This is a genomic window from Shivajiella indica (genome assembly GCF_042683085.1).
Lineage (GTDB): Bacteria > Bacteroidota > Bacteroidia > Cytophagales > Cyclobacteriaceae > Shivajiella > Shivajiella indica.
On record NZ_JBHUIV010000016.1, the window covers coordinates 614,589 to 640,644 of the forward strand.

General features: G+C 38.2%; 22 protein-coding genes and 1 tRNA gene. 11 read left to right on the plus strand and 12 right to left on the minus strand.

The genetic code is table 11. The annotated features are described in order from the left end of the window. Nucleotides 1-7: 7 nt before the first annotated feature. Nucleotides 8-1,108, minus strand: coding sequence for a DUF4249 domain-containing protein (locus ACFSKV_RS12150; protein ID WP_380803005.1), 1,101 nt, complete (start codon nt 1,106-1,108; stop codon nt 8-10). Nucleotides 1,109-1,529: 421 nt separating this feature from the next. Here ACFSKV_RS12150 and ACFSKV_RS12155 point away from each other — a divergent pair, with 421 nt between their 5' ends. Together ACFSKV_RS12155 and ACFSKV_RS12160 are read left to right on the plus strand one after the other, a co-directional pair. Next, nucleotides 1,530-1,901, plus strand: coding sequence for a BlaI/MecI/CopY family transcriptional regulator (locus ACFSKV_RS12155; RefSeq protein WP_380803007.1), 372 nt, complete (start codon nt 1,530-1,532; stop codon nt 1,899-1,901). Nucleotides 1,902-1,903: 2 nt separating this feature from the next. Continuing rightward, the gene (locus ACFSKV_RS12160) at nt 1,904-3,814 is read left to right on the plus strand and encodes a M56 family metallopeptidase (RefSeq protein WP_380803010.1); all 1,911 of its coding nucleotides are present in this window, start codon (nt 1,904-1,906) and stop codon (nt 3,812-3,814) included. A 465-nt stretch (nt 3,815-4,279) separates the two neighbouring features. Here the strand turns inward: ACFSKV_RS12160 and thrC are convergent, their stop codons facing one another. The 6 genes from thrC to ACFSKV_RS12190 form a co-directional block, all read right to left on the minus strand. Beyond that, nucleotides 4,280-5,590: a threonine synthase gene (gene thrC / locus ACFSKV_RS12165; protein ID WP_380803016.1), complete on the minus strand. Its 1,311-nt coding sequence runs from the start codon at nt 5,588-5,590 to the stop codon at nt 4,280-4,282. 68 nt (nt 5,591-5,658) lie between these two features. Beyond that, nucleotides 5,659-6,585, minus strand: coding sequence for a homoserine kinase (locus ACFSKV_RS12170; RefSeq protein ID WP_380803018.1), 927 nt, complete (start codon nt 6,583-6,585; stop codon nt 5,659-5,661). 2 nt (nt 6,586-6,587) lie between these two features. Then, nucleotides 6,588-9,041: a bifunctional aspartate kinase/homoserine dehydrogenase I gene (gene thrA, locus ACFSKV_RS12175; protein ID WP_380803021.1), complete on the minus strand. Its 2,454-nt coding sequence runs from the start codon at nt 9,039-9,041 to the stop codon at nt 6,588-6,590. Nucleotides 9,042-9,421: 380 nt separating this feature from the next. Further along, nucleotides 9,422-9,874 (minus strand): nuclear transport factor 2 family protein, encoded by a 453-nt coding sequence (locus ACFSKV_RS12180; RefSeq protein ID WP_380803024.1) that lies wholly within the window; start codon nt 9,872-9,874, stop codon nt 9,422-9,424. Then, nucleotides 9,874-10,560 (minus strand): head GIN domain-containing protein, encoded by a 687-nt coding sequence (locus ACFSKV_RS12185; protein WP_380803027.1) that lies wholly within the window; start codon nt 10,558-10,560, stop codon nt 9,874-9,876. Before ACFSKV_RS12185 ends, ACFSKV_RS12180 begins: the two co-directional genes overlap by 1 nt. A 19-nt stretch (nt 10,561-10,579) precedes the next feature. Further along, nucleotides 10,580-11,257: an SDR family NAD(P)-dependent oxidoreductase gene (locus ACFSKV_RS12190; protein WP_380803029.1), complete on the minus strand. Its 678-nt coding sequence runs from the start codon at nt 11,255-11,257 to the stop codon at nt 10,580-10,582. Between the two features lie 48 nt (nt 11,258-11,305). Between ACFSKV_RS12190 and ACFSKV_RS12195 the strand changes: the two genes are divergently transcribed. The 3 genes from ACFSKV_RS12195 (at nt 11,306) to ACFSKV_RS12205 (ending at nt 13,019) form a co-directional block, all read left to right on the plus strand. Continuing rightward, entirely contained in the window at nt 11,306-12,184 is an 879-nt protein-coding gene (locus ACFSKV_RS12195; RefSeq protein WP_380803030.1) for a mechanosensitive ion channel family protein, read from the plus strand. After that, a complete protein-coding gene (locus ACFSKV_RS12200; protein ID WP_380803033.1) occupies nt 12,171-12,509 on the plus strand; it encodes an MGMT family protein in 339 nt (112 codons plus the stop codon). Before ACFSKV_RS12195 ends, ACFSKV_RS12200 begins: the two co-directional genes overlap by 14 nt. Nucleotides 12,510-12,647: 138 nt before the next feature. Next, nucleotides 12,648-13,019, plus strand: a complete 372-nt coding sequence (locus ACFSKV_RS12205; RefSeq protein WP_380803036.1) for a helix-turn-helix domain-containing protein — start codon at nt 12,648-12,650, stop codon at nt 13,017-13,019. Here ACFSKV_RS12205 and ACFSKV_RS12210 read toward each other — a convergent pair whose 3' ends face one another. Continuing rightward, nucleotides 13,020-14,462 (minus strand): sodium:solute symporter, encoded by a 1,443-nt coding sequence (locus ACFSKV_RS12210; protein WP_380803039.1) that lies wholly within the window; start codon nt 14,460-14,462, stop codon nt 13,020-13,022. A gap of 54 nt (nt 14,463-14,516) precedes the next feature. Between ACFSKV_RS12210 and ACFSKV_RS12215 the strand changes: the two genes are divergently transcribed. The 5 genes from ACFSKV_RS12215 (at nt 14,517) to ACFSKV_RS12235 (ending at nt 17,289) form a co-directional block, all read left to right on the plus strand. Further along, nucleotides 14,517-14,810 carry an ATP-dependent Clp protease adaptor ClpS gene (locus ACFSKV_RS12215; protein ID WP_380803042.1) on the plus strand — a complete coding sequence of 98 codons (294 nt, stop codon included), beginning with the start codon at nt 14,517-14,519 and terminating at the stop codon, nt 14,808-14,810. Between the two features lie 11 nt (nt 14,811-14,821). Next, nucleotides 14,822-15,442: a recombination mediator RecR gene (gene recR, locus ACFSKV_RS12220; RefSeq protein WP_380803045.1), complete on the plus strand. Its 621-nt coding sequence runs from the start codon at nt 14,822-14,824 to the stop codon at nt 15,440-15,442. Nucleotides 15,443-15,651: 209 nt separating this feature from the next. Then, a tRNA-Ala gene (locus ACFSKV_RS12225) sits at nt 15,652-15,725 on the plus strand. 41 nt (nt 15,726-15,766) lie between these two features. Continuing rightward, the gene (locus tag ACFSKV_RS12230; RefSeq protein WP_380803047.1) at nt 15,767-16,030 is read left to right on the plus strand and encodes a GIY-YIG nuclease family protein; all 264 of its coding nucleotides are present in this window, start codon (nt 15,767-15,769) and stop codon (nt 16,028-16,030) included. A gap of 257 nt (nt 16,031-16,287) precedes the next feature. Then, nucleotides 16,288-17,289, plus strand: coding sequence for an IS110 family RNA-guided transposase (locus ACFSKV_RS12235; protein ID WP_380803050.1), 1,002 nt, complete (start codon nt 16,288-16,290; stop codon nt 17,287-17,289). 101 nt (nt 17,290-17,390) lie between these two features. On the opposite strand, the gene ACFSKV_RS12240 is transcribed toward ACFSKV_RS12235, so the two are convergent. The 4 genes from ACFSKV_RS12240 to clpB form a co-directional block, all read right to left on the minus strand. Then, entirely contained in the window at nt 17,391-18,188 is a 798-nt protein-coding gene (locus ACFSKV_RS12240; protein ID WP_380803053.1) for a P-loop nucleotide/nucleoside kinase family protein, read from the minus strand. A 147-nt stretch (nt 18,189-18,335) separates the two neighbouring features. Then, nucleotides 18,336-18,917, minus strand: a complete 582-nt coding sequence (locus ACFSKV_RS12245) for a Pycsar system effector family protein (RefSeq protein WP_380803057.1) — start codon at nt 18,915-18,917, stop codon at nt 18,336-18,338. 73 nt (nt 18,918-18,990) lie between these two features. After that, on the minus strand, nt 18,991-19,539 hold the full coding sequence (locus ACFSKV_RS12250; protein WP_380803059.1) for a pyridoxamine 5'-phosphate oxidase family protein: 549 nt from the start codon (nt 19,537-19,539) through the stop codon (nt 18,991-18,993). A 228-nt stretch (nt 19,540-19,767) separates the two neighbouring features. Then, nucleotides 19,768-22,380, minus strand: a complete 2,613-nt coding sequence (clpB, locus tag ACFSKV_RS12255) for an ATP-dependent chaperone ClpB (RefSeq protein ID WP_380803062.1) — start codon at nt 22,378-22,380, stop codon at nt 19,768-19,770. A gap of 474 nt (nt 22,381-22,854) precedes the next feature. On the opposite strand from clpB, the gene ACFSKV_RS12260 reads away from it, so the two are divergent. After that, nucleotides 22,855-26,028: a histidine kinase N-terminal 7TM domain-containing protein gene (locus ACFSKV_RS12260; RefSeq protein WP_380803068.1), complete on the plus strand. Its 3,174-nt coding sequence runs from the start codon at nt 22,855-22,857 to the stop codon at nt 26,026-26,028. The last annotated feature ends 28 nt before the right edge of the window (nt 26,029-26,056 follow it).

Sequence of the window (26,056 nt, forward strand, 5' to 3'; positions counted from 1 at the left end):
CCAATTATTAACCCTCAGGATCCCAATCTTCAGGTGGATCTACCGGAAGGGGTATAGATGGATATCCCACTAATGGAGATTGAAATAAAAAAGCAACACAATTGATGGGTACTATAGTCTGAGGTAGCTTATAGAATTCCAGATTTCTTTTATGAATATATATCCTTAGCCTTCTTTCATCAGAAACAAAAAACTGTCCCAATACCTCTTCTGCCGGATCATTTAAACTGATCATATTCCCCCTAATATTGGCAGGAGGTGGATCAAAAACACTTCCTGTTAACCTCAGCTGCTGATCCACCAATTTTAGAAACCGATGGGTTTCGGGAGAAACTGACAGATGCTGTAAATCAAGCCTGTAAGTTTCCTTAAACCGTAGCCCATTATCTTCAATATAGGCAACCATTCTTCTTTGGTAATTTCCATTGAAATCAGCATCATCTGTTGTAATGATATTGGTAGGCTTGGGAATATCCGTATGAAAACAACGGCTACAACATGCTCCTGAATCATCAATTCCTGAAGGTAAAATCAATGCCGGAGCTTCCTTTCTTGTTAAGTGCGGCTCAGTAATCAACGCGAAAGTAGATTCCAGCATTTTCCAATAATAATAATTAGATTGTTCTTCCGGATCCTGAAAGTGCGCCATCACCTGAACCCCATACTCCTCATTGAGTCTATCTGTGGAAGCTCTTCTTACAGCATGATACGTTAAAGAATCAATTTCGGGAACCTGATAAACTTTTTCAGGCCGGGAAATATATCTTTTTCCATCAAATAAAATTATTTCCAGGTTGTACGACCTACCCACTTCGGCTGAAAAACCCTCTTGAGTAGAATAAATACCTCTGTCATTCCCTTCTTCCAATTTAGTAACCCTTCCCAAATCATCTTTTATCAGGACATTGGCACGTGTCTCTGGTCGGTTTAATCCTATATACTCTGGGCCAAACTTATCAGTCTTGGTCAATCTAATTTGGTGAATTCCAGGTTTTGTGCTAATAAAACCCTCAACTACTAGAACTCTTTCATCCAGTTCGCCAGAAAAATTAAATACGTCTATACAAGACGACATTAAAATAACCAATAAACCCAAAATCCTTTTCATGTCTTTCAAACTATACCTCAACATCCAATCAATTTAATAAATTGAAAAATTGAAAAATTGAAAAATTGAAAAATTGAAAAAAATATAAAAAAAGCACAAAAACAACTTTAAAGAATGAAATAATTTGAAAATCCCTATCAAACATGTGAGAATTGATTTTGAATATTATCCTTACTTCAGTTCTTATCAAACCCACCTTAGATGAAATTGTAGTTGTTTGTACCAAATGCGGGATGTAATCAAGGGTTCATTTTTTTTTTAGGACAATAAATATGTTTGCCTAAATCCGAAAAGTCCAAAAATGGGGATGAGAATCTAAGAAAACCAATAAAGAAAATTTATTACGAAAAAAATCGTAAATATTTTTGAAAATACGAAGTGATTCGTATAACTTTGTACGAAAGTAATCGTATTAACTTTTATGCAAACTAAACCCACCGAATCAGAACTGGAAATTTTGTCCCTATTATGGTCTATGAAAAAGGCCACAGTTAGGGAAATCCATGAAAAATTGGCTGAAACCAAGGACACTGGATACACCACAACTTTGAAAATCATGCAGATCATGCATGCAAAAGGAATGCTAAAAAGAGATGAGCAGAATAGGACCCATATTTATTATCCGGCATTTGATGAAAAGGACACACAGAAAAACCTGGTAAGTAATTTTATGGCCACTGCCTTTGGTGGTTCTGCAAAAAACCTGGTGATGCAGGCCTTGGGACAGGGAAATCCTTCCAAAGAGGAACTGGATGAAATCCGCGCATACTTGGATCAATTAGAGAATAAATAACTATGGAAATTTTTCAAAACTTCATTCCTGAACATTATCTATATGCATTAGGCTGGATGATTATCCATGCCCTTTGGCAAATAACCGGAATCGGCTTATTGCTTTGGTTGGCTTTAAGGACTTTCAATCACCAATCAGCTGCTTTCAAATATAGATTGAGTATTTCAGCGCTTCTGATAGTGACATTACTTTCTATTGGAACTTTCATTTTAAAGCTTGATGGCCAAGAAGTCACTTATCGATCAAACTTAACGGAAGAAGAATTGACTTACCTTTTATCCAATCCGGAGATACTCAACCTGAAAAAAGCAGGAATTGAACCTACCCCCGATTGGATCATTATTTCAAAAAGAATAGAAAAATGGATCCCTACTTTGGTCAATATTTGGTTTGTGGGTGCTCTGCTGTTCTTTGTCAGAATGGCGTCAGGTATGGCAGATCTAAGACAACTCCATCATAAAAAGCACACAGCAGTAAATACAAAATGGTCAGATTTTATAAGGCTGCAACAGGAAAAATTGAAAATCTCCCGTCTGGTAAAACTACTTTCCAGCATTCATATAGACATGCCATTGACTTACGGGGTATTAAAACCAGTAATCCTAGTTCCCAGTGCCTTATTGCTCCATCTTAGTCCTGCTCAATTGGAGGCCATCATCACCCATGAACTTGCCCATGTCAAAAGGCATGATTATCTGATCAATCTATTCCAGACATCACTGGAAGTGGTATTCTTTTTCCACCCTATTTTCTGGTGGATCAATAAAGAAATCAAAGAACAGAGAGAGAATGCCTGTGATGAATTGGTAATAAAAACAGGCATTTCAGCCAAAGATCTTGCCCATGGACTCGCTAATGTTTTAAACCAGGCACAGCATCATGTACCGGAGATGGCTATGGCTGCTGCTAAAAGAACCACCCCTACTCTGGACCGTATTAAAAAAATCATGGGAGTGAAAACCTCCCCAACTCAACCAACTACTTTAACTACCCTAACTATGATTATTACATTACTTTTAGGTGCCACGCTCATGGTGGGCGCCTATGACAATGAAACCTTAAAAGATTCCAATGACAAACTCACCACGGAATCCAATACCAAGACCCTTGACCTGGATTTTGAAATTAGTAAGCCAAATGGTCTAAGTGACACAATCCCACCAAAAAAGAGTCCTTACATTTACTTGGATTCCATTCAGGAAATGCCTTTGAGCCCTGAGGAATGGGAAAAAATCCAAAAACAACTGGAGCCCCTAAAAGAAATGGGCATGCTTTTCAAGGATTTGGATTTTGAATGGGGAGATTTCAGTGCCATGCCAAAATTGGATTTGAAAGAAATCCCAATGCCTAATTTCAATTTCGATAATATGCCCAAATGGGAAATGGATCCTGAAGTATGGCAAAAAATGATTCCGGACAGTACCCTTCTAAAAGGCATGCATATCCCAAATTTCAGTCCAACAGACTTTGCAGGTATTCATGAGAACTTTGCTGCCATGTCCAAGGAGGAAAGAGAGAAGTACAATCAAGAATTCAAGGAAAAAATGGCTGCTTGGAAAGAAGCAAATGCTGAAAATCTTGCCAAATGGAAGGAGGAAATGAAAGTCAATCAGGAAGAATGGAAGAAAAAATTCGAGCCACAAATGAAGGAATTCCAAATGAAAATGAAGGAATGGGAAAAGTCCAATCAACCCCTGATTGAGGAATATCAGACCAAAATCAAAGCTTGGGAAAAAGAAAACCAACCCCAAATAGAGGAATTTCAGAAAAAAATGGAAGAGTGGCAAAAAGCCAATGAGGAAAAAATGAAAGAATTCCACAAAAAGATGGAGGAATGGCAAAAGGAACATCAAAAGGAACTGGAAGAGCTGAAAAAGAATATCCGGGAAAGTGTCAAGAATATTGAAAATTAGCCCCTGGGAATTCTGAGTAAATAAAGTTTTAATTAACATAATGGAGATGACTTCGAGTTCTGTGTCATTCAGAGCCGGAGCCTGCCTGTTCGTCAGACAGGCTTGCGGAGGCGAAGAATCTCCTAAATTAGGGAGATGCTTCGCTCGTTCCTCACTCAGCATGACGAGTCCAGTAATCTGTCAATGGTAACAAAGTTGAAGCATCTCTTGAGATTTTGGAGATCCTCTATCATTTCCGTACTTCTACGGGACAGACTGTTCCTCGGATTACCATTGACAGAAACAAGAGCCACGTCACCCTGAACGTAGTGAAGGGTCTCTTTCATCGAAGATTAAGGGATCTTTCACCTTCGTACCTCAGGCTCAAGATGACGTAGGAAGTCATATCCTTTCTGTTTATGTCAAATTTTTAAAATCTCAGGATGACAGATACTAATCATCAATCAGTGCCTTCTTAACTATCGGTCAAACGTGATTGAATTCAAATAAATAGTTTTTGAAAGCGTCAAAATCATTCTCCAAAACTTCCACTTTTTTGCTGCCAGACAGAAACTTTTTCAACCGATCCGGTAATTCCAAATTAATCCCAAGCACCTCATCCACCACCGATTTGAATTTTCCGGGATGGGCTGTCTCCAAAAATATCCCTTGGTATTCACCAGGATATTGGTTGATAAATTTCTTCAGTCCCAGAAAACCTACTGCCCCATGAGGATCCAAGATATAACCTGTTTCGGCTTTAACTTTGGCCATAGCTTGTTGGGTCTCCTCATCATCAAAGAAATAGCCTTTCACTTTTTCCTTGAAGAGATTCTCGTCATTATTATAAAGGGCCAATAAGCGATAGAAATTACTCGGATTCCCAACATCCATAGAGTTACTGAGAGTTTGAATTGAAGGTTTTGCTGAAAATGGAGCCCCATCCAAAAATTCGGGAACCACTTTATTGAGGTTGGTTGAAGCAATAAACATATCTATTGGCAGTCCCATTCTTTCAGCCAAAATTCCTGCTCCTAAATTACCGAAATTTCCACTCGGTACCGAAACAACCAATTTCTTATGTTTTTCAGGCAATCTGGCATACGCATAAAAATAGTACAAGGACTGGGGAATCCATCTCGCAACATTGATGGAATTGGCGGAAGTGAGCATCATGCGCTCGTTCAGTTCTTTATCCAGAAAAGCTTCCTTCACCATTTTTTGGCAATCGTCAAATACACCCTCTACCTCCAGGCAATGGATATTTTCTCCTAATGTTGTGAACTGTTTTTCCTGTAATTCAGAAACTTTGCCTTTTGGATATAAAATGATCACCTCTACCCCAGGGATTTTATAAAAGCCATTTGCGACTGCACTTCCAGTATCTCCCGATGTGGCTACCAATACCCTTACTTTCCTTTTTTCCCCTTCCATCAACATAGACATCAACTTGGAGCAGAATCTGGCCCCAAAATCCTTAAAAGCCAAAGTTGGTCCATGAAAGAGTTCAAGACAATATATCCCTGCTTCCACTTTCACCAAAGGAGCATCAAAAGCAAGGGTATGATCCACCAAATCCTTTATTTGTTTTGGTGAAAGATCGGCTTTAAAAAGAGCTGAGATAACTTCATAGCCGATTTCCTGAAAAGACTTTTCAGGGAGTTTATCAAAAAAAGATCGGGGCAACACAGGGATAGATTCAGGCATATACAGGCCTTGGTCAGGTGCCAGCCCTTTGATTACTGCTTCCTTTAAAGAAACCTTATGTCCTGGATTATTTGTACTGTAAAATTTCATGCCCTGCTAATTGGTAATTTGTAATTGCTAATTGAACCTTGGATTTTGGATTTTTGGAATTTGGAGCTTTATAGAATAAAAGCTCCTTTCACATTTACTTTAGAAACATACACATCCACACCCAAACCGATTTCATCAAACACCTTTCTGCTGACCTCTCCAGCCTTTGTGGCAATAGATTCATTGGAAGACAAAATAAAGATTGTGGGGCCTGAACCCGATATACCAGAACCCAATGCACCGACATTCTTTATGGCTTCCCTCAATTCATAAAAGCCTGGAATTAAAAGTGCACGGGAAGGCTCTGCAATCACATCTTTCAGTGATCGACCGATAAGAGGAAAGTCACTTTTATACAAACCGGCTATCAATCCGGCAATATTCCCGGATTGCATGGTAGCATCTTTTAGGGAAATCTGCTGCTTCAATACAGATCTGGAATCTGAGGTCTTCAACTCCAAATGAGGATGCAACAAAGTGCAGTGAAGCCCATCAGGAACCGGTAATTTGATAACATCCAATGGATCATAACCTCTGATCAGAACGAAACCACCAAGAATAGACGGTGCCACATTATCCGCATGGGCAGCCCCACAGGCAATTCTCTCTGCTTCCATGGCAAAGGGAACCAAATCCTCTTTTGAAAAGGGTTTGCCCAACACTTCATTGGCCGCTACCAAAGCTGCTGCTGCACTTGCAGCAGAGGAACCCATACCTGAACCTAAAGGCAATCCTTTATACAAAGAAATTTCCATACCCACATGTAAATCCATTTGATCAAGCATTGCTTGAATGGCTACGGAACAGGTGTTTTTTTCTGATTCAAACGGAAGTTTACCCTCATCACCCTGAATTTCTACAACCTTCAATGCAGAACCCTCTGTCAATTTCACCTTGACTTTGTCACCCAGACTGTCAATGGCAAAGCCAAGGATATCAAATCCACAGGAAACATTAGCTACAGTAGCGGGGGCAAATGCGGTAACTTCTCTCATGGTTATCTGGAATAATTACCTAAACGTATCACATCTGCAAATACCCCTGCTGCTGTCACATCTGCACCTGCTCCAGGTCCACGGATAATCATAGGGAAGTCATGGTATCTTTCAGTGGTAAATAGAATCATATTATCACTTCCTTTCAACACAAAAAATGGATGACTGTTGTCCACAGAATTTAAGCCAACCTTTGCTTTACCATTTTCAAGGGTGGCCATAAACCTTAACTTTTCACCTTTAGTTTTTGCATCATCCAATAATCTCGAGAATTCTCCGTCATGTGCTTTGAGTTTTTCGAAAAACTCCTCCACATCCTGGGTTTTTTCACAATCCTTAGGCACCATACTTTGAATGCTGATGTCTTCAAAATGCAGTTCCTGCTCGGCTTCCCTTCCTAGGATGAGTATTTTTCTAGCTACATCCATCCCGCTCAAATCATCTCTTGGATCTGGTTCAGTATATCCTTTTTCTTTGGCCTGCCTTACTACCTCACTGAAGGAAACTCCTTTTTCAAACTCACTGAAAATATAATTCATAGAACCGCTCAATACAGCTTCAATGCGGATAACTTTGTCCCCGCTCAACATTAAATCCTGCAAGGTATTGATTACGGGAAGCCCTGCTGCCACATTCGTTTCATAAAGGAACTTCACCCCTCTTCTATAGGCAAGCTTTTTTAACTCTTTATACTTTTCCAAAGAACCTGAATTGGCTTTTTTATTTGGGGTAACTATGGCCACTTTGGCCTCCATGATGGATTCATAGGCATCAGCAACTTCCTGACTTGCTGTACAATCCACAAAAACAGAATTCGAAAAATTCATTTCTTCCATCTGGGCGATGAATTTACCCAGATTCATGGGTTTTGCTCCCTTTGCATCTTCTGGTGCGGGGCAGTTTTTAAGGTCAAAACCATCTTCGTGAAAAGCCATGAACCTAGAATTGGCGATACCGTGAATTTGAATATCCAGGTCATTTTCCCTTTGGAGTTTTTCCCTTTGGTTGGCAATCATCTTGATCAATGCTTTACCAATCAGACCAACTCCCACCAGAAATAGGTGGAGTACTTTATTGTCGGAGAGGAAAAATGCCTCATGCAGTGCATTCAGTGCTTTTTGAAGGTCTGCTTGGGAAACAACCGCAGAAATATTTAACTCGGAACTTCCCTGGGCGATGGCATAAACGTTAACATTGTTCCGGCCCAGAGCTTGGAACATCCTTCCACTTGCCCCAGGGTTGTGTTTCATATTCTCCCCAACGGCTGCGACTATAGCCATATTGCTCACCACTACAACAGGGTCCATCTCCCCGTTTCTGATTTCATAGATAAATTCGTTCTCAATTGCTTCTTTGGCCTTTGGAACTTCAATGCTCCTGATAGCTAGGCAAATGCTGTGTTCGGAAGATGCTTGGGAAATCAAAACAACGTTCACCCCTGAATCGGCCAAAGCTCCAAAAACCCTTCTGCTGACACCCAACACTTCAATCAATCCGGCCCCTTCGATATTTAGCAGGGAAATCCCTGACATAGATGAAATGCCTTTTATCAATTTGCCACTTGGGTCATCTCCATTGATCAAAGTACCTGGATTTTCAGGATCAAAGGTATTCTTGATATAAATGGGAATTCCTTTTTTCATGGCCGGCTGCATGGTAGCCGGGAAAATCACTTTTGCTCCAAAGTGGGACAGTTCCATCGCCTCACTATAGGTCAATTGAGGAATGGTAAAGGCAGTATATACCAACCTTGGATCTGCTGTCATCACGCCGGAAACATCTGTCCATATCTCCAAGTCTTCTGCCTGAAGTGCAGAAGCAAATATTGCGGCCGTATAATCAGATCCACTTCTGCCAAGAGTGGTGGTTTCTCCTTTTTCGGTAGAAGCTATAAATCCTGTGATAACCTTTAATCCTGGATTATTATGGAAAAAATCGAGAATCAGGTCATTGGTAATTGAAAAATCCACCTTGGCATTCCCAAACCTTGCATTGGTACGGATCACCTCTCTTGCATCTAGGTATATGGCGGGAAACCCTTCTACTTTCAATGCCTCAGCAAGAATGTAAGTAGATAATCTTTCTCCAAAACTTCCTACATAATCCAAAGTTCTAGGAGAACATTCCTTAATCAGGTATATCCCATGAAATAAATCTTCCAATTCATTAAATCTCACCTTGACAAAGGTCAGGACTGCAGATTGAAGTTGTATTGGAATGAGTTTTTTGACCGTATCAAAATGCCTATCTTCCAGGATTTTAATTTGATCTACATAACTTTTATCCCCCAACATTGCCTTTTGGGCACTTTGCAAAAGTACTTCAGTAACCCCGCCAAATGCTGAAAAAACTACCGTAAATTCACCTTGGTTACTTTTGGCCCTTAAGATGTCAAACACCTTTCGGATATTTTCGGGATTTGCTACTGAAGAACCTCCAAATTTTAAAACTTTCATAATCAGTAAAAGGCTGTGTTGAATATATAAATTTATTGATGAAGTCTAAATAGACCTTAAGAAAGAGGCAATATGTTGAAGAAATACGGGTTTAACCCGTAATGGTATTGGTGAAAAAGTACATGGAAGAGCAACGACCATGATTACAGCAAATACCCACAAGTCCAGTGCTTGACTTTTTTGAAACAAATATAGATGCTGTGAAAAACATGATGTAAAACTTTACAGGACAATCTTAAGGACAAAATTCCGAAAAGCAAAAATGTTTTTACTGTTTTTGCAATCAAAACAAGAATTTATTAAAACAAAAATAAAAAATTGCCTTTTAATTAATTCAAAAAGAAAAGACGGTTCGAAATTTAACTTTTCTTTTTTGATTATTATTTACACTTATCTTTCCTCCTTGTATCGATGATATAGGTAATTTTCCAACCCTCTGGAGTTTTGATCATTTGGAAGGAATTCACCCCGCAATGGCTAAGGGTATCATTCACATAAAATTCATAGGGAGTCCAAACAGCAGCCATCTGTCCGTCAATTTTTATATCGTATTCCAAGATCCTTTCATCGAGTACAATATTTTCAGGTGTTGTCGCAATTCTATTGATAAAATCCTGAACCGAATTTGACCCTAAAGTTCCTCCAGATTCCCCCGAAACAACTGTATGCATAATTGCCTCAGGATGAAATGCCGGACTTACCAGTTCCGGGTTTTTGGTTTTCATCCCCACAAATAAAGATGAAATAACTTCTTCAATTAATTTCGAATCCTGCGCATGGCCAGGATTAATGAACATGATAGTCAGGATTGAAATTGCTAGGATTTTTTTCATCAGTTTTTAGAAATATTGCCACCGGTTCCGGTTTTTACATTGATTGATCGGGGATTCCCTATGTAAAGCACTTTGGCTGCAGTAGCCACAGAACCATCAATGGAATCTATAGCCCCAAAATATAGAGTTGCGGCTGTATTTGCAAGCACTTCTACTTTGTCGGCCACCAGCTTCATCCCATCAATTTCAGCGCTTGTAAAAGCGCGCAGGCCTAGACTGTTTACTTTACCTGAAACATGAATTTTTGCATTGGTAGCAGCCTCGACATTCAAAACTATCGCATCTATATCAGCCTCAAGATAGGAACTGGTAGTGGCATAGAGATATGCTTCTTCAGCAACTATTTGATTTTTCGCGATAACAGTAGCACTGGTAGTCGCCTCGATCCCTTGAATATCAATATAGGTTACCACTACATTCACGTTATGGCTTTTATAATTCCCTCTGGCCAATTTGATCTCCAAGGTTCCATCTGCCACAGCTGTTTCCACCTTTTCAAGTTCAATCCCCGATCCGGTTATTTCAATTTTATTCTCATTCCCACGGATCAGTTCTGCCTTGATTGAATTGGAAACTTTTACCGCATCAAATGATCCCAACCTCCGGGTTTCTGTTCTTGTCTGGGCATTTACTTCAAGGGTAGAAATCAGAAACAAAAACAGGAATAATCTAATTAAGGCATTCATATAAATAATTTTTGGTTGTCTAAATCCCACCATAGAGCTTAAACATCATATTCCTCAAAGCAGGGCTATTCACTGCAAAATGCATGGCATCTGCAATTTCCGCTGGGCTTACCCATTTGGAATAATCTGCATCTGGCATGGATCCCCGGTTTTGAGGGGTATCGATAATACTGGGAACAAATACATGCGCCCTTATTTTGGTACCCTTTGCCTCCTCGGCAACATAATTCGCCAACTCTATAACCAGTTTTTTACTCAAAGCGTATGCCACAACGCCCATTCCATCCTTTGATTGCAGTGCCGGTCTGGCGCCAACAAATAAAAAATTTCCAAAATCTGCTTTTTTCATTATGGGAAGAAAGCTTTTAACCATATTGAAGGCAGAATAAAAGTTTAACTTTATCATTTTTTCAATATCCCCAATGCTAGTTTCTTCTATTTTTCCCATAGCAAAACCGCCCACCAAAAGTCCGATAGCGTCCACTTCTCCATATTGTAACTGGTATTCTGTCATAAAATCTCTGACGGAATTCTCTTCTGTCACATCTACTTCATAGACATCATCTGCCTCTTCAACCTCTTCATCTGATCCAGGTAAAATGGTTGCAATAACCTTATATCCCTCCCTTTTGAACTTGCTTACTACTTCTTTTCCCAAATTTCCAGCAGCACCAGTAATAATAATATTCCTTTCCATATGTACATTTGTTAAGATTTAGCTATTATATATTTCATGAATTAATCCATGCCACAGACAAAGTCAGTTTTTAAAATTACTGAAAACAAGAAATTACGCATATTTATTATCAAAGTATTGATCTATCTGACAATACTGTATTTGAGTAAATTATCAAAACCATTTACGGAATGGCTCTCCGAAGACTCCGGTCTGGCCAATATTATTGGTGCATTACTTTTTCTCCTGGGAGCCAATATCCTGATTTCTCTGATAAGAATGGTGGCTGCCAGGATTTACCTCAGAAAACAACACGATGAAAACATACATCCCAATTTCCTGCTAGGGATCACATGGATTTCCAATATACTAAATTCTATTGTATTCATCTCTGCCTTTATAATGGCTTTTGGGATTAAACCGGTAGAATTTCTGACCAGTTTGACCATTGTGGCAGCTGCCATCGCCATCATATCCAAAGATTACATTACCAATATTATCAATGGCCTTATCATCATGTTCACTGACCAATTTTCACTTGGTGATACCATAAAAATCAATGACCAAAAGGGAATAATTAGGGATATCACCCTGCTTAACACTGTACTTAAAAGGGATGATGGTCTCATCATGATGATTCCGAATAACCTGATGCTCAGTACCCACGTGATAAATTACCGGTTTACAGATAGAAAGGATGTCGAATTTCTATTTGAAGTTCCGATAGAAACAAAGATGAGTCTTAAGGAAATCAGGGAAAAAATAGAACCCAAATTGGCCAAAAGGCTGGAATCTAAAGAAATTTCTAAATTCATAGTCGGGTTAAGCGGTGTTTTCAAGGAGAAAATAGGATTCAAAATTATTGTGGGAATATCTCCTGAAAGAGAGCCGGAAATCCGGGAAGAATTTGATGAAATACTGTTAGATATTTTATATGAAAAAAAATAAAGAGAATTATTTCGATTTAGTTTATCAAGTGGTGAAAGCCATTCCATGGGGGCAAGTGACCACCTATGGAGCCATTGCCAACTATCTTGGAATAAAAAGCGGAGCCAGAATGGTCGGATATGCCATGAATGCTTCCCATACCCAAGCTGATATTCCAGCCCATAGGGTGGTCAATAGAAATGGGATATTGACCGGAAAGCATCATTTTAAATTCCCTGAGCAAATGCAGCAACTTTTGGAAATGGAAGGAATAATAGTAGAAAATGATAAGATACTTAATTTTGAAAATCATTTCTGGGACCCTAACCAGCTTGAATTGGATTGATTTATTTTTCGGATTAGCTGTCGAAACAGTTAAATTTCAGCGAATTAAAAACCATTCTTGATTTTTTTTTATTTTTTTTCCTCAATCTGAACAAAAGTGTATGCTTTTTGATGGGTGTTTAAAAAATTTTGTTGGAATATGGAAACAGCGTTGAAAAGCCAGATAGCAGAAAATCTTAGGAAACACAGAGTTTTAAGAGGTTATACCCAGGAATATATTGCTGAATATTTGGGCAAAAAAGACTATACCGCCTATTCCAGGTACGAGCAGGGCCGTTCAAATCTCAAAATGGAGGATGCCATCCGATTGGCTGACCTATATGAGGTTGATGTCCAAGAACTAATTTCTGTCATTCCATCGGTGAATACAAATCATGATTTTCCAAAAAAAACAAATGGAAATGGTCAGATTTCAGTTTTGGTAGACCTTGATGGCAGCCAAAATAGCCTGGAAAATAATATTCTCCGTTTAAAGAAAATCAATGAGCTTATTGCAAGACAGGAACTATAATCATTTCTTTCTCAAGAGAACAAGGCCCAGAAACATCAATAGGCCATTAAGAATCAAAACTTCAAACCCAAACTTGTAACCCCAGAACCAGCTTTCGGAATTTTGGCTTATTATATACGCCATAATAGGTGCAGCAATGGCGATATAAGGCACCCATTTATCTTTTACTTCCCATTTGGTAAACAAACCAAAAGAATACAATCCCAATAAAGGTCCATAAGTGTAGCCCGCAATAATAAAAACTGCATTGATGACACTCTGGTCATTGATCCAGCGGAACATGAGAATAACCAAAAACATCACCAAGGTAAAAGCAAGGTGGACCTTTTTCCGAACCGATACTTGTTTTTCCTGAGGATATTTTTTTTCAATCTCTAAGAAATCAATACAAAATGAAGTGGTCAGCGCAGTAAGGGTAGAATCGGCACTGGAATAGGCTGCTGCTGTTATCCCTAAAACGAAGGTAATTCCTACCAATGCGGAAAAATGTTGGGTAGCCAACATTGGGTAAAGGTCATCAGTCCTAACCGGAACAGCTATACCCTTTGTTTCGGAATAAATGTACAAAAGCACACCTAGGGATAAGAACAAGAAATTTACAAAAACAAGGATGATGGTAAACCAAAACATATTTTTCTGGGCATCTCCTATATTTTTACAGGTAAGGTTTTTTTGCATCATATCCTGGTCCAGGCCTGTCATCACGATGGTTATGAATGCTCCTGAGGCAAATTGCTTGAAAAAATTGGTACCTGACTGCCAGTCCCAATTGAAAATTTCAAACCGGGAATCAGTAGTGATAGTTTTGACAAATTCTCCTATTTTAAGGATTCCTAAGTCTTTGCCTATCAGATAAATACTGATTACTACTGCCAGCAGCATGAATAGGGTCTGAAGGGTATCTGTCCAAACCACTGTCTTAATTCCTCCTCTGTGGGTATAGAGCCAAATTAAAGAAACTGTGATCAAAACAGAAACCCAAAATGGAATGCCCCATTGGTCAAAGAGAATAAGTTGAAGCACCCCTGCCACCAAAAACACCCTGATGGAAGACCCCAATGTTCGGGAAAGAATAAAGAAAAAGGCACCGGTTTTATAGGACCAAAATCCAAACCTGTCTTCCAAATAGGTATAAATGGAAACAAGATTCAATCGATAATAAAGGGGTAAAAGGACTTTGGCTATGGTAAAATAGCCCAAAGTATAGCCAAGTACTACTTGGAAATAATGGAATTTGGTATTTCCGATTTCTCCAGGCACTGAAATAAAAGTCACGCCTGAAAGAGAAGCTCCGATCATCCCAAATGCTACTAAAAACCATGGAGACTGCCTATCTCCTGTGAAAAATGTATCAGCGGTTACCTTTCTGGAAGTAAACCATGATATCAAAAACAAGAGAAGGAAATATGAAGTTATTACGATTAAAACTAACTTTGAATCCATAGTGTTTAAATAGGTCAATAGTGCTAAGTTGTCTATTTTAATTAAATTTGCAAAATGAAAGATCATACGCAATCCTATCCTATGTTGGAGGAGGTAGAAGTTTTACTGGAAGAATTGATCGATATTGAAGAATGCGAATTGGTGGTTTTCAACGATGACGTCAATACGTTCGACCATGTCATCAAAATATTGATCAAAGTATGTCAGCATACAGCAGAACAGGCTGAGCAGTGCGCTTTAATTATTCACTACAAAGGAAAGTGTACGGTAAAAAAAGGAAGCCGTGAAAAACTAAAACCTATGTGCCAGGCCATATTGGATGCTGGCATTCAAGCTGCCATTATTTAAACTCAGGTTGTGTGAATTTCCCCTCAAAATTAATTGAAGATGCAGTCACTGAAATCAGCCGTCTGCCGGGTATAGGTAAAAAGACCGCATTAAGGCTTGCGCTTCATTTACTAAAACAGAAAGAATCGGTTTCTGAAGACCTAGCCAATGCTATTCTTTCCTTAAGAAAACAAATTAAATACTGCCATACCTGTTTCAATGTCTCTGACTCGGAAACTTGCAGTATCTGCAGGAGCGGCAGAAGAGACAGAACCATCATCTGTGTAGTAGAAGATATCCCAGATGTTCTAGCTATTGAAAATACCTCACAATTCAATGGCTTATACCATGTCCTTGGAGGTATCATCTCCCCGATTCAGGGAATTGGGCCAGATGATCTTAAAATTGAAGCCTTGATTTCGAGAATTGCCGGTTCTGAAGGGGAAGAAAAAGTCTCGGAAATTATTTTAGCCCTACCGGCTACCATGGAAGGGGATACCACTTCCTTTTTTATTACCAGAAGGCTCAAGGAGTTTGGTGTTAAAGTCAGTACCATTGCAAGGGGCATCCCAATTGGAGGGGAACTGGAATATACAGATGAGATCACTTTGGGCAGAAGCATCCTCACCAGGGTAAATTATTCGGTGGATTAAGAAAATTCTTTTGTCCAATTAAAATCCATTTCTATATTTGCAGACCCAAAGGGGGATTATCCCGATAGCTATCGGGATGGCAATAAGGAAGAGAAGATTACCAGTTCAAATTCTTGAAATAAAAAATGGGGGATTAGCTCAGTTGGATAGAGCGTCCCGACAGACATCGGGAAGGTCATCGGTTCGAAACCTAAAAAAATTGATACATTGGGGAATTAGCTCAGTTGGCTAGAGCGCTACACTGGCAGTGTAGAGGTCATCGGTTCGAATCCGTTATTCTCCACAAAGGCTTGCGATAACCGCAAGCCTTTTTTATTTTTATAAATGTACTTCGTATATATCCTTTATTCTTCCAAAACCAAGAAATATTACATCGGGTCCACAGATGATCCAAAAGCCAGATTTAAACATCACAATTACGGCGCAACACCCTCAACCAAATCAGGAGCTCCTGATTGGGAAATCTTCTATCAGGAAATTCTGCCCGACCGAACCGCAGCTCTAAAAAGAGAGTCCGAAATCAAAAGAAAAAAGTCCAGAAAATACATCGAATGGATCATTTCCAGCTCAAAAAGCTCAGTTGGATAGAGCGTCCCGACAGCCGTCGGGAAGGTCATCGGTTCGTCCCGATAGATACCTTAGGTTTGAAAGATGGAAATATTGGAGTTTTGATGTAAAATTGAAGTCCTGTCAGCGACCCAGCGATGGCTTTAGATGTAAGAGATCTAACCCGATATTAGGGACTGACAGGTTTCAAGAACCAAGACCTGTATAAGATATCAGACAAACCTGTTAAGGTTATTAGGTAACGGTTCTTTTTACTTCAACTTTCTAACCCCAAAATTATGAGTTTTGAAATAGTAATCGGCATTGACGTCAGTAAATTAACTTTGGACATTGCTGTTGTAACCCAAGATGCTGAAATTGAGAATTTCAAGATAGAGAACAAACCTGTATCTATTAAGAAGTTTTTTGAAAAGCTTTCTAAAAACCTTAGTCTTGAAAATGTGCTCATCTGTGCAGAACATACCGGACATTATTGCTATCCACTTAGGAAAGTATGTCTGGAGAAAGGCTATTCACTGTGGCTGGAAGGTGGTGCTGAGATCAAGCTACGGTCAGGAGTTACCAGGTATAAAAACGATAAGGTCGATGCTTTACGGATTGCAGATTATGCAAAAAGACATCAGGACAAAGCGAATATCCAAAAAGATGAAGATTATATATTGGAATCAGTGAAATCCTTATCCTCTGAACGTGAGGTTTTTATAAAAGAAAGGGCGAAATACAAAATGCATGTAAAGGACCTCAAAGGATTTATGGATGATAATCTTTATAAGGCCAGAAGCAAGCGGTTAAAAAAGCAAATAGATTCATTGACAAAATTAATCAAGGAAATAGATTCACAGATCAAATCACTGCTGGAGTCAAGCGAAAAACTTACCAACCAAAAGGATATCCTTACCTCCGTGGATGGTGTAGGAGAACAGGTCGCAATCCAGACCATAATAGCTACCTCTGCTTTTTCAAAGTTCAAATCAGGGAGAAAATTTGCCTGTCATGCAGGGGTTGCTCCTTTTGCATTTGAATCCGGAACCAGTCAAAGGTCAAGGCGCAAAGTTTCATACAGGGCGAATATGGACTTAAAAAAACTGTTCCATATGGCAGCATTGTCAGCGATTAAAATGAAAGGCGAATTCAGAGATTATTTTGAAAGAAAAGTAGCAGAAGGGAAAAATAAAATGACAGTAATCAATGCCGTAAGAGCAAAAATTATCAACAGGATTTTTGCTCTAATCCGAGACAATAGAAGACATGAAAAAAACTATATAATGAACCTTGTTTAATCCATAAGAATATCGGGACTCCACAAAGGCTTGCAGTTTATGCAGGCCTTTTTTATTTTATCTATGTAATTTGTCTACTTCCTTTATTCTTACAAAATCACTCAGTTAAGGTAATTTCCCCAACTTACATTTAAAACTTCCATACTTTTGCTCAATGAAAGTTGTTTTTGATAAGCAGTTTGAAAATCTCTTTTATATTTTTCGTTGACCTGTACAGGATAAAGTCTGAAAATTCCAAAGCTCTCCATAAGATGATTGAAAGCATCCTCAAAATTCATGAACTGTTTGAGGTAATTTACCCCGTCCTTTTTTTCAAATTCAAACTCAGGTTCAAAATCAAAGAAATCTGTTTGAGAAGTATGGTAAAAGTACAGATCCCCGTCCTCATTTTTTCTTTTGAAAAACTGAATATTTCCGTTATCAGAACCTAATTCACAGATTTGTTCGATATCCTGATTAAATTCAAAGTCTTCCAAAATGCTTTGAAGAATCTCAATTGTTGGCTCTTTCAATTCTAAGGAAGGAAAATAATCTTTCTCTGAATCCAGAATCCTCTTCCAGGCAACTTCAGCATCAACATCAAGAAAAATCAATTCAGTTTGTATGCCCATATTATGGGCAAGACTTATAATCCCGAACAAATCCTCATCAAAACCAATTGCACAATACTCTACAATTAAATCTTTCCCATCAAGTAGTGCCAGCAATCCATTTTCGGAAAGATTATTGTAAATCTCTACTATATCTTCGTTTTCAAGTGCATCGTAATTGCCAAAAATCTTTTGGCTTTCCATAGCCATGTCAAATACATAAAAATTTTCAGCATCGGAAAAACGCTTCTTTATGTAGGTACTTTTTCCAGTTCCTGGAGCTCCGGTAACGAATATTATTTTATTCATTTCTTTGAAATTTTACTGTAATAAACCCTTTTTACTACAGAATGAATTTACCCAAAATGAATTACAAAGGAAAATTAATGACACCAAGTGTCTCAGAATAAAAAAAGATCCGCCATAAGCCAAAAAAAATAAAGTCAAAAAGGGGAATTAGCTACTCCAGAAATAATCAAATCCCAAATAAATCAGAAATGCCAACACTCCAATAGCCAAGCCTATCATAAAAACATTATACGCATAGCCAAGCAAATTATACTTGTTTTTTAAAACCTTACCTTGATAATAGAGGATAATGGCCATGTGGTTATTGATTTCAGATTTGGAAGGAAGAATTTTATCTATTTCCATCAGGTAACCTTCAACGGAATAACTTGAACTTTCCCCAAAAAACAAGAGACTGCCTTTATTGTTGTGAGCTACATTCTTTTTATCACTAATAATCTTGGGTTTTGCAGCCTGTACCCCCAATACTGTTGAAGTAAAACAGGAAACCATAATCAAAATAATCGGGATGATCATTTTTGACCCATAAAGATCCAGGTTATCCGAAACAGTCCCATAGCCCGTAATGGCTATGATGGAAGAAATCACCAAAGCATTGATGCTGATAATCATATTGGCCTTATTATCTGCTATTTGAAGTAGATTACAGTTGTTTTTAAAGGCGACTCTGAAAAAGGTCTGTCTTTCTCTTTCAGACTTTTCCTTTTTGTTTATTATTTCTTCCTCCATAGATTAGATATTTCCTGGGGATAATTTACAAAAATATTTTTCATGAAATTAAAACTTTTGTGACAATAAAAAATCAGGGGGCCAACCAGTTCATCTCCCATTCTCTATCATTTTTTACAAATAACGCCCTGATATGCTCCACCCCATTGAGCTGCAACACTTCTATTGTTAAAGGCTCAACCTTAATAACAGTAAAATAAGCATCGTCCAATTCTTTTCTCCATTCATACGCCAAAGAAGGGGATGAAATGATACTTCCAGGAGAACTAATGGAGTTATAGGATTTTTTTGATTCCTCTGGAATTTTAGACCAAAATTCAGTAGTCAGATCATCTCGTTGGTGGATTTCGGCAACTCCCTTTACCCTTACCTGTACTCTTTCAATATCATGGTAAAAATGAAGGGAAATTTCTGAATTTTTCCTTAAATGAAACACTTTTCCAGACCTCGAGTCGGTGAAAAAATAAAAATTTAAATTCTTATCCAAACTCCTCAAAACGACAGAACGGAGGTCAATTTCATTCTCAAAATGAGTACCGACGGTAAAAAACTTAAAAGGATGAATTGGATCTAAAACTCCTTTTTCGAGCTCATTTTTAGTATTATGGAATACTTCTGGCAAGGAATTTTTAATTGAAAACAACATGGAGGTAAGGAAATAGGGGTTCTTTCTTTATTCTAAAACTAAACCAAAATCTTTTTACAATATTAACCAATGCAAGGATTTTTGGTTTCAGTAATAGGCTATTTAGCAATGTCTTAAAAATACATTGGGTAATTGGGAATTGTGTTAAAAAAATGGCGCTGATCAATTCGACCAACGCCTATTTTACTTAGATTAATTTTTGGATTAAACCTCCACTACGTCAACATTTTTGAAATACACCTGTTTATCCACATCTAAATCTACCAATACCGCGGAATCACTTTTGATATAACCCGCCAGAATCTGTTTGGAGAGTTCATTCAAAATCAACTTCTGCATGGTTCTTTTTAATGGACGTGCACCAAATTGAGGATCAAATCCAACTTCTCCCAGATAATCCAAAACTTCTTGGGTTGCCTCAATTTCAATATTTGCTTCTGCCAATCGTTTTTGGATTTCCTTCCATTGAATATCTACAATTTTTCTGATGACGCTTTGATTCAAGGGTTCAAACATAATAGTTTCATCTATACGGTTGAGGAATTCAGGACGCACGGATTTTTTCAGAAGTTCATAAACCTCTTTTTTGGTTTGCTCCATAATCTCCTCTTTATTCCATTCCTCCATTTCGGCAAATCTTTCCTGGATAAGATGTGAACCGATGTTTGTGGTAAGTATGATGATGGTATTTTTGAAATTTGCTATTCTGCCTTTATTATCAGTCAATCTTCCATCGTCCAATACTTGTAGAAGGATGTTGAATACATCCGGATGGGCCTTTTCAATCTCATCTAGTAACACCACAGAATACGGCTTTCTTCTAACTGCCTCAGTCAACTGCCCGCCTTCATCATAACCTACGTATCCTGGAGGGGCTCCAACCAGTCTGCTGACAGAATGCCTTTCCTGATATTCCGACATATCGATTCTGACCATGGCGTTTTCATCATTGAATAAATATTCCGCCAATGCTTTGGCCAATTCAGTTTTACCGACACCTGTGGTTCCCATGAAAATAAAGGATCCGATTGGCCTCTTTGGATCCTGCAATCCAGCTCTGCTTCTCCTGACAGCATCCGAAAGTGCAATAATGGCTTCCTTCTGACCTGCAACTCTTTTCCCTAATTCATCTTCCAAGTGCAAAAGTTTTTCCCTTTCACTTTGAATCATCTTTGATAAAGGAATACCGGTCCATTTTGATACTACTGCTGCAATATCCTCATTATCTACCTCTTCCTTCAAGAGTGGGGAACCTTGTTGCATTTCCTCCAATTGAGACTTGTAGCTTTCAAGTCTTTTTTCTGCTTCCACAATCTTGCCATATCTAATTTCGGCTACTTTGCCAAAATCACCTGCTCTTTCTGCCTGTTCAGCTTCCAGTTTCAGTTTATCGATATTTTCTTTCTCATTCCTGATTCCGGTAATTACTGACTTTTCACTTTCCCATTTGGCTTTCACACTTTGCCTCTTCTCGGAAAGTTCTGCAATTTCCTTGCTGAGAACCGCCTCTTTGTCCTTATTGTTTTCTCTACGGATAGCCTCTCTTTCAATTTCCAATTGCATAACCCTTCTATTCAGCTCATCCAACTCCTGGGGCAAAGAATCAATTTCCATTCTCAGTTTGGCTGCTGCCTCATCCATCAAGTCAATAGCTTTATCAGGTAGAAACCTATCGGAAATGTACCTTTGGGAAAGTTCCACAGCCGCAATCACTGCATCATCTTTTATCCTTACACCATGGTGCAATTCATATTTATCCTTAATTCCCCTTAGAATTGAAATGGCATCCGATGCATCAGGTTCATCCACCATGACTGCCTGGAACCTTCTTTCCAAAGCTTTATCTTTTTCAATATACTTTTGGTACTCTTTCAAGGTGGTCGCACCGATGGCATGGAGTTCACCTCTTGCCAAAGCTGGTTTCAGAAGGTTGGCTGCATCCATGGCTCCTTCACCACCACCTCCTGCACCAATAAGGGTATGGATCTCATCAATAAAAAGAATAATTTCTCCTTCTGAATCCGTCACTTCCTTGATGACAGCCTTTAATCTTTCTTCAAACTCACCTTTATATTTGGCTCCGGCCACGAGCAAACCCATATCCAAAGAAATCAAAGTTTTGGATTTAAGGTTTTCCGGAACGTCTCCACTGATAATTCGCTGTGCCAGTCCTTCCACAATGGCTGTTTTACCAACACCTGGTTCACCAAGCAAAATTGGGTTGTTTTTTGTTCTCCTTGCCAATATCTGCAATACACGCCTGATTTCTTCATCACGGCCGATTACCGGGTCTATTTTTCCCTTTTTGGCAAGATCATTCAGGTTTTTGGAATATTTTTCCAAAGCCCTATATTTTGATTCTGCGTTTTGATCTGTCACTTTATTGCCTTTTCTTAATTCCTTAATTGCCTCAATCAAGGATTTTTCAGTCAATCCCTGATCCTTTAATAATTGAGCAGTCTTGTCACTGCCCGCCAAAATTGCCAATATCAAATGTTCAATGGCAACGAATTCATCCCCAAAGGTTTTGAGGTAATCCTTGGATTTGGTCAATACCTGATTTCCTGAATTGGATAAATAAGGCTGTTGCCCACTTACCTTGGGAAAACTTTTGATTATTTCTTCCAATTTTTGGGTAATCAATACCTTATTGACAGATAGTTTCTTAAACAAGAAATCAGTCACGTTTTCATCTTCCGCAAAAATTCCTTTCAATATATGGGCTGATTCAATTGCCTGCTGCTGCTCGGCCGTTGCCAATTCTGCAGCCTTTTGAATGGCTTCCTGGGATTTGATGGTGAATTGTTTGAAATCCATGGTTATAGTTGGTTAGAATGATCTATGTTTTCTCCGAATCAAAGATTGGATATTACTTCTTCATCAAATCATTCACCAAACAAAAAAAAGAGGGGGAATCGGCAATTATGTCCTAAAAAATCACCTGAAATTACAAATCCAAGACTTTTTGACATGAAAAAAACCGCCAACTTTTCCAAAATGACGGCCCTTGAAATCATTATTTTATATTGATTAATCTTCTATTTGCTTATACCTTTCAAAATCTCTTTGAAATTGGATAAAATTTAAAAAAGAACAAAAGCAAGATATTTACACCATTATTCATAATAAAATAAGTTTAATAATTTAATGTAAGAGATTTTTTTTTCAATAATAGCAGTTTTAGCACTTTTTATTTTTTTTAGAAACCAAAACTTTTATTTTTACTGATTGAGAATCGCCCTAGTAGTTCAAAAGATAAATATTACCTTGCTTTTTATTTAAGATATATATATGAACCTTCAGTTCTCCTATAACCCTTATGCAATTCCAGTTTTTTTAACCAGTATTCTTTTTGCAGTTTTGGTCCTTTTATCTTACCGAAAACCAAATCAGGCTGGTGAAAAATACTTTTCTTTCTTGATGCTCAGCTGTTTCTTTTACTCATTCTTTTACGGAATTGAGTTATTCGGGACAAATACTGCCACCATCAAATTATTTTATCAACTTGAATTTATAGGTGGTGTATTCATTGCACCCTTGTTGGTTTTGTTCGTTTTAAAATATTCGGACAGGTCTATGTACATTACCAAAACCTGGATGGGAATACTTTTTGGCATTTCCACCTTCTTTTTGATGATGGCACTGACCAATGATCTCCATTATTTATTTTATAATGAAATTTCTTCCAGATTCAATTCCTATTTTTTGTCTGTGGCTATTGATCAGGGAATTCTGCATTGGATGTATGCAGGCTATAATTCCCTGTTGATTATTATCGCCAATCTTTTATTGATCAGAATGCTATTTTCTGTTCCTGACATTTATCGGGGTCAGGTAATCATTATGTTGATCGGCACCTTATTGCCATGGATAGGTTATTTGTTGGTAGTTTTTGGCTATTATCCTTATGGGTTGGACCCAGTTCCTTTCCTATTGGCCTTTAGTGGATTATTGTTTTTTTGGGCACTTTTCAGGTACAATATATTCAGAATCAATCCAATTGCCTTTCGCACAATTTTTGACAACCTCTCCGATGGAATTATCATATTTGATGAAAATGGGGCTGTGATCGCCACCAACAAAAGGGGAACGAACATTCTGCAAAAACACCTTGCCCTCAGCAAGGTTTCCAATGTGTCAGAATTGATTGACCATTGGCCTGAACTATCTGAATTGTTTGATGAAAAAAATCAAAAAAAGAACATTGAATTCTTTTTAAAGCAGGATGAAAAATATTTTACAGCATTCCTGAAAAACATCAAAAATGCAGAAAAAGATGCTGATAAATATATCAAATACCTATTCCTACGTGATATCACCAACCAAAAAGAAGCAGAGGAAAAAATAAGGGCAAATGAACAGAAACTCCAGAGCATCAACAAAAGCCTTTTAAGGAATGAGAAAATGCTCACCTCTATAGCGTTTGCTACCAAAGAACTTTTGTCCAATTCCGATTTTCAAAGAGCAACCCAAAAAGCAATCACCATTCTCGGAGACGGGGCAGGCGCAGATAGGGCATATTTGTTTGAAAACAGTGTTGATGAAGAAGGCAACTATTATAGCTCTCAAAGATTTGAGTGGAGTGCATTGGGTGTCCCTCCTGAAATTGACAATCCGGAATTGCAAAACCTCCCTATTAGCATATTTGGGGAATCCATGACATACCTTCTAGAAAATGAAATCTACCTTAGTTTTGTAGAAAAAATTGAAGACGAGGGATTAAAAGCCTTATTGGAAAGTCAGGGAATCAAATCCATATTGCTTATTCCGATTTTCGTTGAAAAGAAATTTTGGGGCTTTGTAGGGTTTGACGATTGCCAAAAAGAAAGAGAGTGGAGCGATGCAGAAACGGCCTTATTAATAAGTTTTGCGGAAAGTATTTCCAATGCCGTAGAGAGGAAAAACATGGAACAGAACCTGCGCCTATCCATGGAACAGGCCAAAGAAGCCAGTATTGCCAAATCGGAATTTCTTGCCAATATGAGCCACGAGATCCGCACACCAATGAATGGGGTTATTGGTTTTTCTGATCTTTTGATGAAAACCAATTTGGATAAGACCCAACAAGAGTTTCTAAAATCCATTATTCAATCTGGCAATTTGCTATTGGCTCTGATCAATGACGTTCTTGATTTTTCAAAAATTGAAGCAGGAAAGCTTGAGTTAAGTCCGATTCAAACCAATTTAAGGGATTTGGCCAAGGAGACATTAAATTTAATAGAACCAGCTCTTGAAAGTAAAGAAATCAAATTGAGGTTAACAGTTGATCCAACGATTCCGAAAGGTGTTTTAGTGGATGCTACCAGGATCAAACAGGTGATGATCAATTTATTGAGCAATTCAGCCAAATTTACCCATAAGGGAGAAATTGAATTATCCATCCAAAATACAGGATTAAAAGCCGATGGTAAAACAGCAGAATTGGAATTTTCTGTAAGAGATACTGGAATCGGGATATCCAAGGAGAAAGAAAAAATCATTTTTGAAGCGTTTGCCCAAGAGGACAATTCCATTACCAGAAAATATGGAGGTACTGGCCTGGGTCTGACCATAAGCAATAAAATCCTTCAACTGATGCATAGCCATCTCGAACTTGAGACGGAATTGGGAAAAGGAAGTAGATTCTTTTTCAAATTAAGTTTGCCTATTTCGGAAGTTGAGGAAGACCCGTCTTCTAAAGAAGAAAAGCTAAACCAAAACTTAGTTTCTTCTTCAAATAACAAACTGGATGGAGCAAGGGCTCTGAAAATACTATTGGTGGATGACAACCCGGTCAATATGCTTCTTGCAAAAACCATAGTCAAAAATCTTATACCCAAAGTCCAGATTTTGGAAGCAAAAAACGGAAGAGAGGCAGTAGAAGTCTTCATCAAGGATGACCCATCTATGATTTTTATGGATATTCAAATGCCGGAGATGAGTGGTTATGAGGCAACAATGGAAATCAGAAGAATTGAAAACAATACAGGAAGAGTACCCATAGTAGCTTTGACAGCTGGTACTGTAAAAGGAGAATTTGAAAGGTGCATAGAAGTAGGTATGGATAATTATTTATCCAAACCGGTAGTCGTAGCTGATATCCAAAAAATGTTGGATAAATACCTAGGCAAACCAGCACAGGAACCTGAGAAAAAAGTTCTTTCAAGATTGGATGAATTCAGGCAATCAGACCCAGAATTTTTTAAACAATTGTTGGATCTGAGTATGCAGAATATCCAGAAGATCAAGGATGAATTACAGCAGAAAATCCTTGAAGGAAATCTTAAAGCGGTAAAATCTTCTTGCCATGCGCTTAAAGGTGTGGCACTGAATCTCGATTTTACCAAATTAGCGGAATTATGTGCCGCTGTTGAAAGTTTTGAGGATTTAGAAAATCCCAAACACATCAAAAAGTTTGAAATGATTAATACAGAAGCAGAGGCTACCTTGCAAAAGTTAAGTGAGGAAATGGCAAATGCCCATTAAAAAAGGGAGGTTCAACCTCCCTTTTTTA

What these genes read in the sequence shown, in the direction of transcription:
- ACFSKV_RS12150 (WP_380803005.1), bottom strand. Translation starts at nt 1,108, where the DNA reads ATGAAAAGGATTTTGGGTTTATTGGTTATTTTAATGTCGTCTTGTATA.
- ACFSKV_RS12155 (WP_380803007.1), top strand. Translation starts at nt 1,530, where the DNA reads ATGCAAACTAAACCCACCGAATCAGAACTGGAAATTTTGTCCCTATTA.
- ACFSKV_RS12160 (WP_380803010.1), top strand. Translation starts at nt 1,904, where the DNA reads ATGGAAATTTTTCAAAACTTCATTCCTGAACATTATCTATATGCATTA.
- thrC (WP_380803016.1), bottom strand. Translation starts at nt 5,590, where the DNA reads ATGAAATTTTACAGTACAAATAATCCAGGACATAAGGTTTCTTTAAAG.
- ACFSKV_RS12170 (WP_380803018.1), bottom strand. Translation starts at nt 6,585, where the DNA reads ATGAGAGAAGTTACCGCATTTGCCCCCGCTACTGTAGCTAATGTTTCC.
- thrA (WP_380803021.1), bottom strand. Translation starts at nt 9,041, where the DNA reads ATGAAAGTTTTAAAATTTGGAGGTTCTTCAGTAGCAAATCCCGAAAAT.
- ACFSKV_RS12180 (WP_380803024.1), bottom strand. Translation starts at nt 9,874, where the DNA reads ATGAAAAAAATCCTAGCAATTTCAATCCTGACTATCATGTTCATTAAT.
- ACFSKV_RS12185 (WP_380803027.1), bottom strand. Translation starts at nt 10,560, where the DNA reads ATGAATGCCTTAATTAGATTATTCCTGTTTTTGTTTCTGATTTCTACC.
- ACFSKV_RS12190 (WP_380803029.1), bottom strand. Translation starts at nt 11,257, where the DNA reads ATGGAAAGGAATATTATTATTACTGGTGCTGCTGGAAATTTGGGAAAA.
- ACFSKV_RS12195 (WP_380803030.1), top strand. Translation starts at nt 11,306, where the DNA reads ATGCCACAGACAAAGTCAGTTTTTAAAATTACTGAAAACAAGAAATTA.
- ACFSKV_RS12200 (WP_380803033.1), top strand. Translation starts at nt 12,171, where the DNA reads ATGAAAAAAAATAAAGAGAATTATTTCGATTTAGTTTATCAAGTGGTG.
- ACFSKV_RS12205 (WP_380803036.1), top strand. Translation starts at nt 12,648, where the DNA reads ATGGAAACAGCGTTGAAAAGCCAGATAGCAGAAAATCTTAGGAAACAC.
- ACFSKV_RS12210 (WP_380803039.1), bottom strand. Translation starts at nt 14,462, where the DNA reads ATGGATTCAAAGTTAGTTTTAATCGTAATAACTTCATATTTCCTTCTC.
- ACFSKV_RS12215 (WP_380803042.1), top strand. Translation starts at nt 14,517, where the DNA reads ATGAAAGATCATACGCAATCCTATCCTATGTTGGAGGAGGTAGAAGTT.
- ACFSKV_RS12230 (WP_380803047.1), top strand. Translation starts at nt 15,767, where the DNA reads ATGTACTTCGTATATATCCTTTATTCTTCCAAAACCAAGAAATATTAC.
- ACFSKV_RS12235 (WP_380803050.1), top strand. Translation starts at nt 16,288, where the DNA reads ATGAGTTTTGAAATAGTAATCGGCATTGACGTCAGTAAATTAACTTTG.
- ACFSKV_RS12240 (WP_380803053.1), bottom strand. Translation starts at nt 18,188, where the DNA reads ATGAATAAAATAATATTCGTTACCGGAGCTCCAGGAACTGGAAAAAGT.
- ACFSKV_RS12245 (WP_380803057.1), bottom strand. Translation starts at nt 18,917, where the DNA reads ATGGAGGAAGAAATAATAAACAAAAAGGAAAAGTCTGAAAGAGAAAGA.
- clpB (WP_380803062.1), bottom strand. Translation starts at nt 22,380, where the DNA reads ATGGATTTCAAACAATTCACCATCAAATCCCAGGAAGCCATTCAAAAG.
- ACFSKV_RS12260 (WP_380803068.1), top strand. Translation starts at nt 22,855, where the DNA reads ATGAACCTTCAGTTCTCCTATAACCCTTATGCAATTCCAGTTTTTTTA.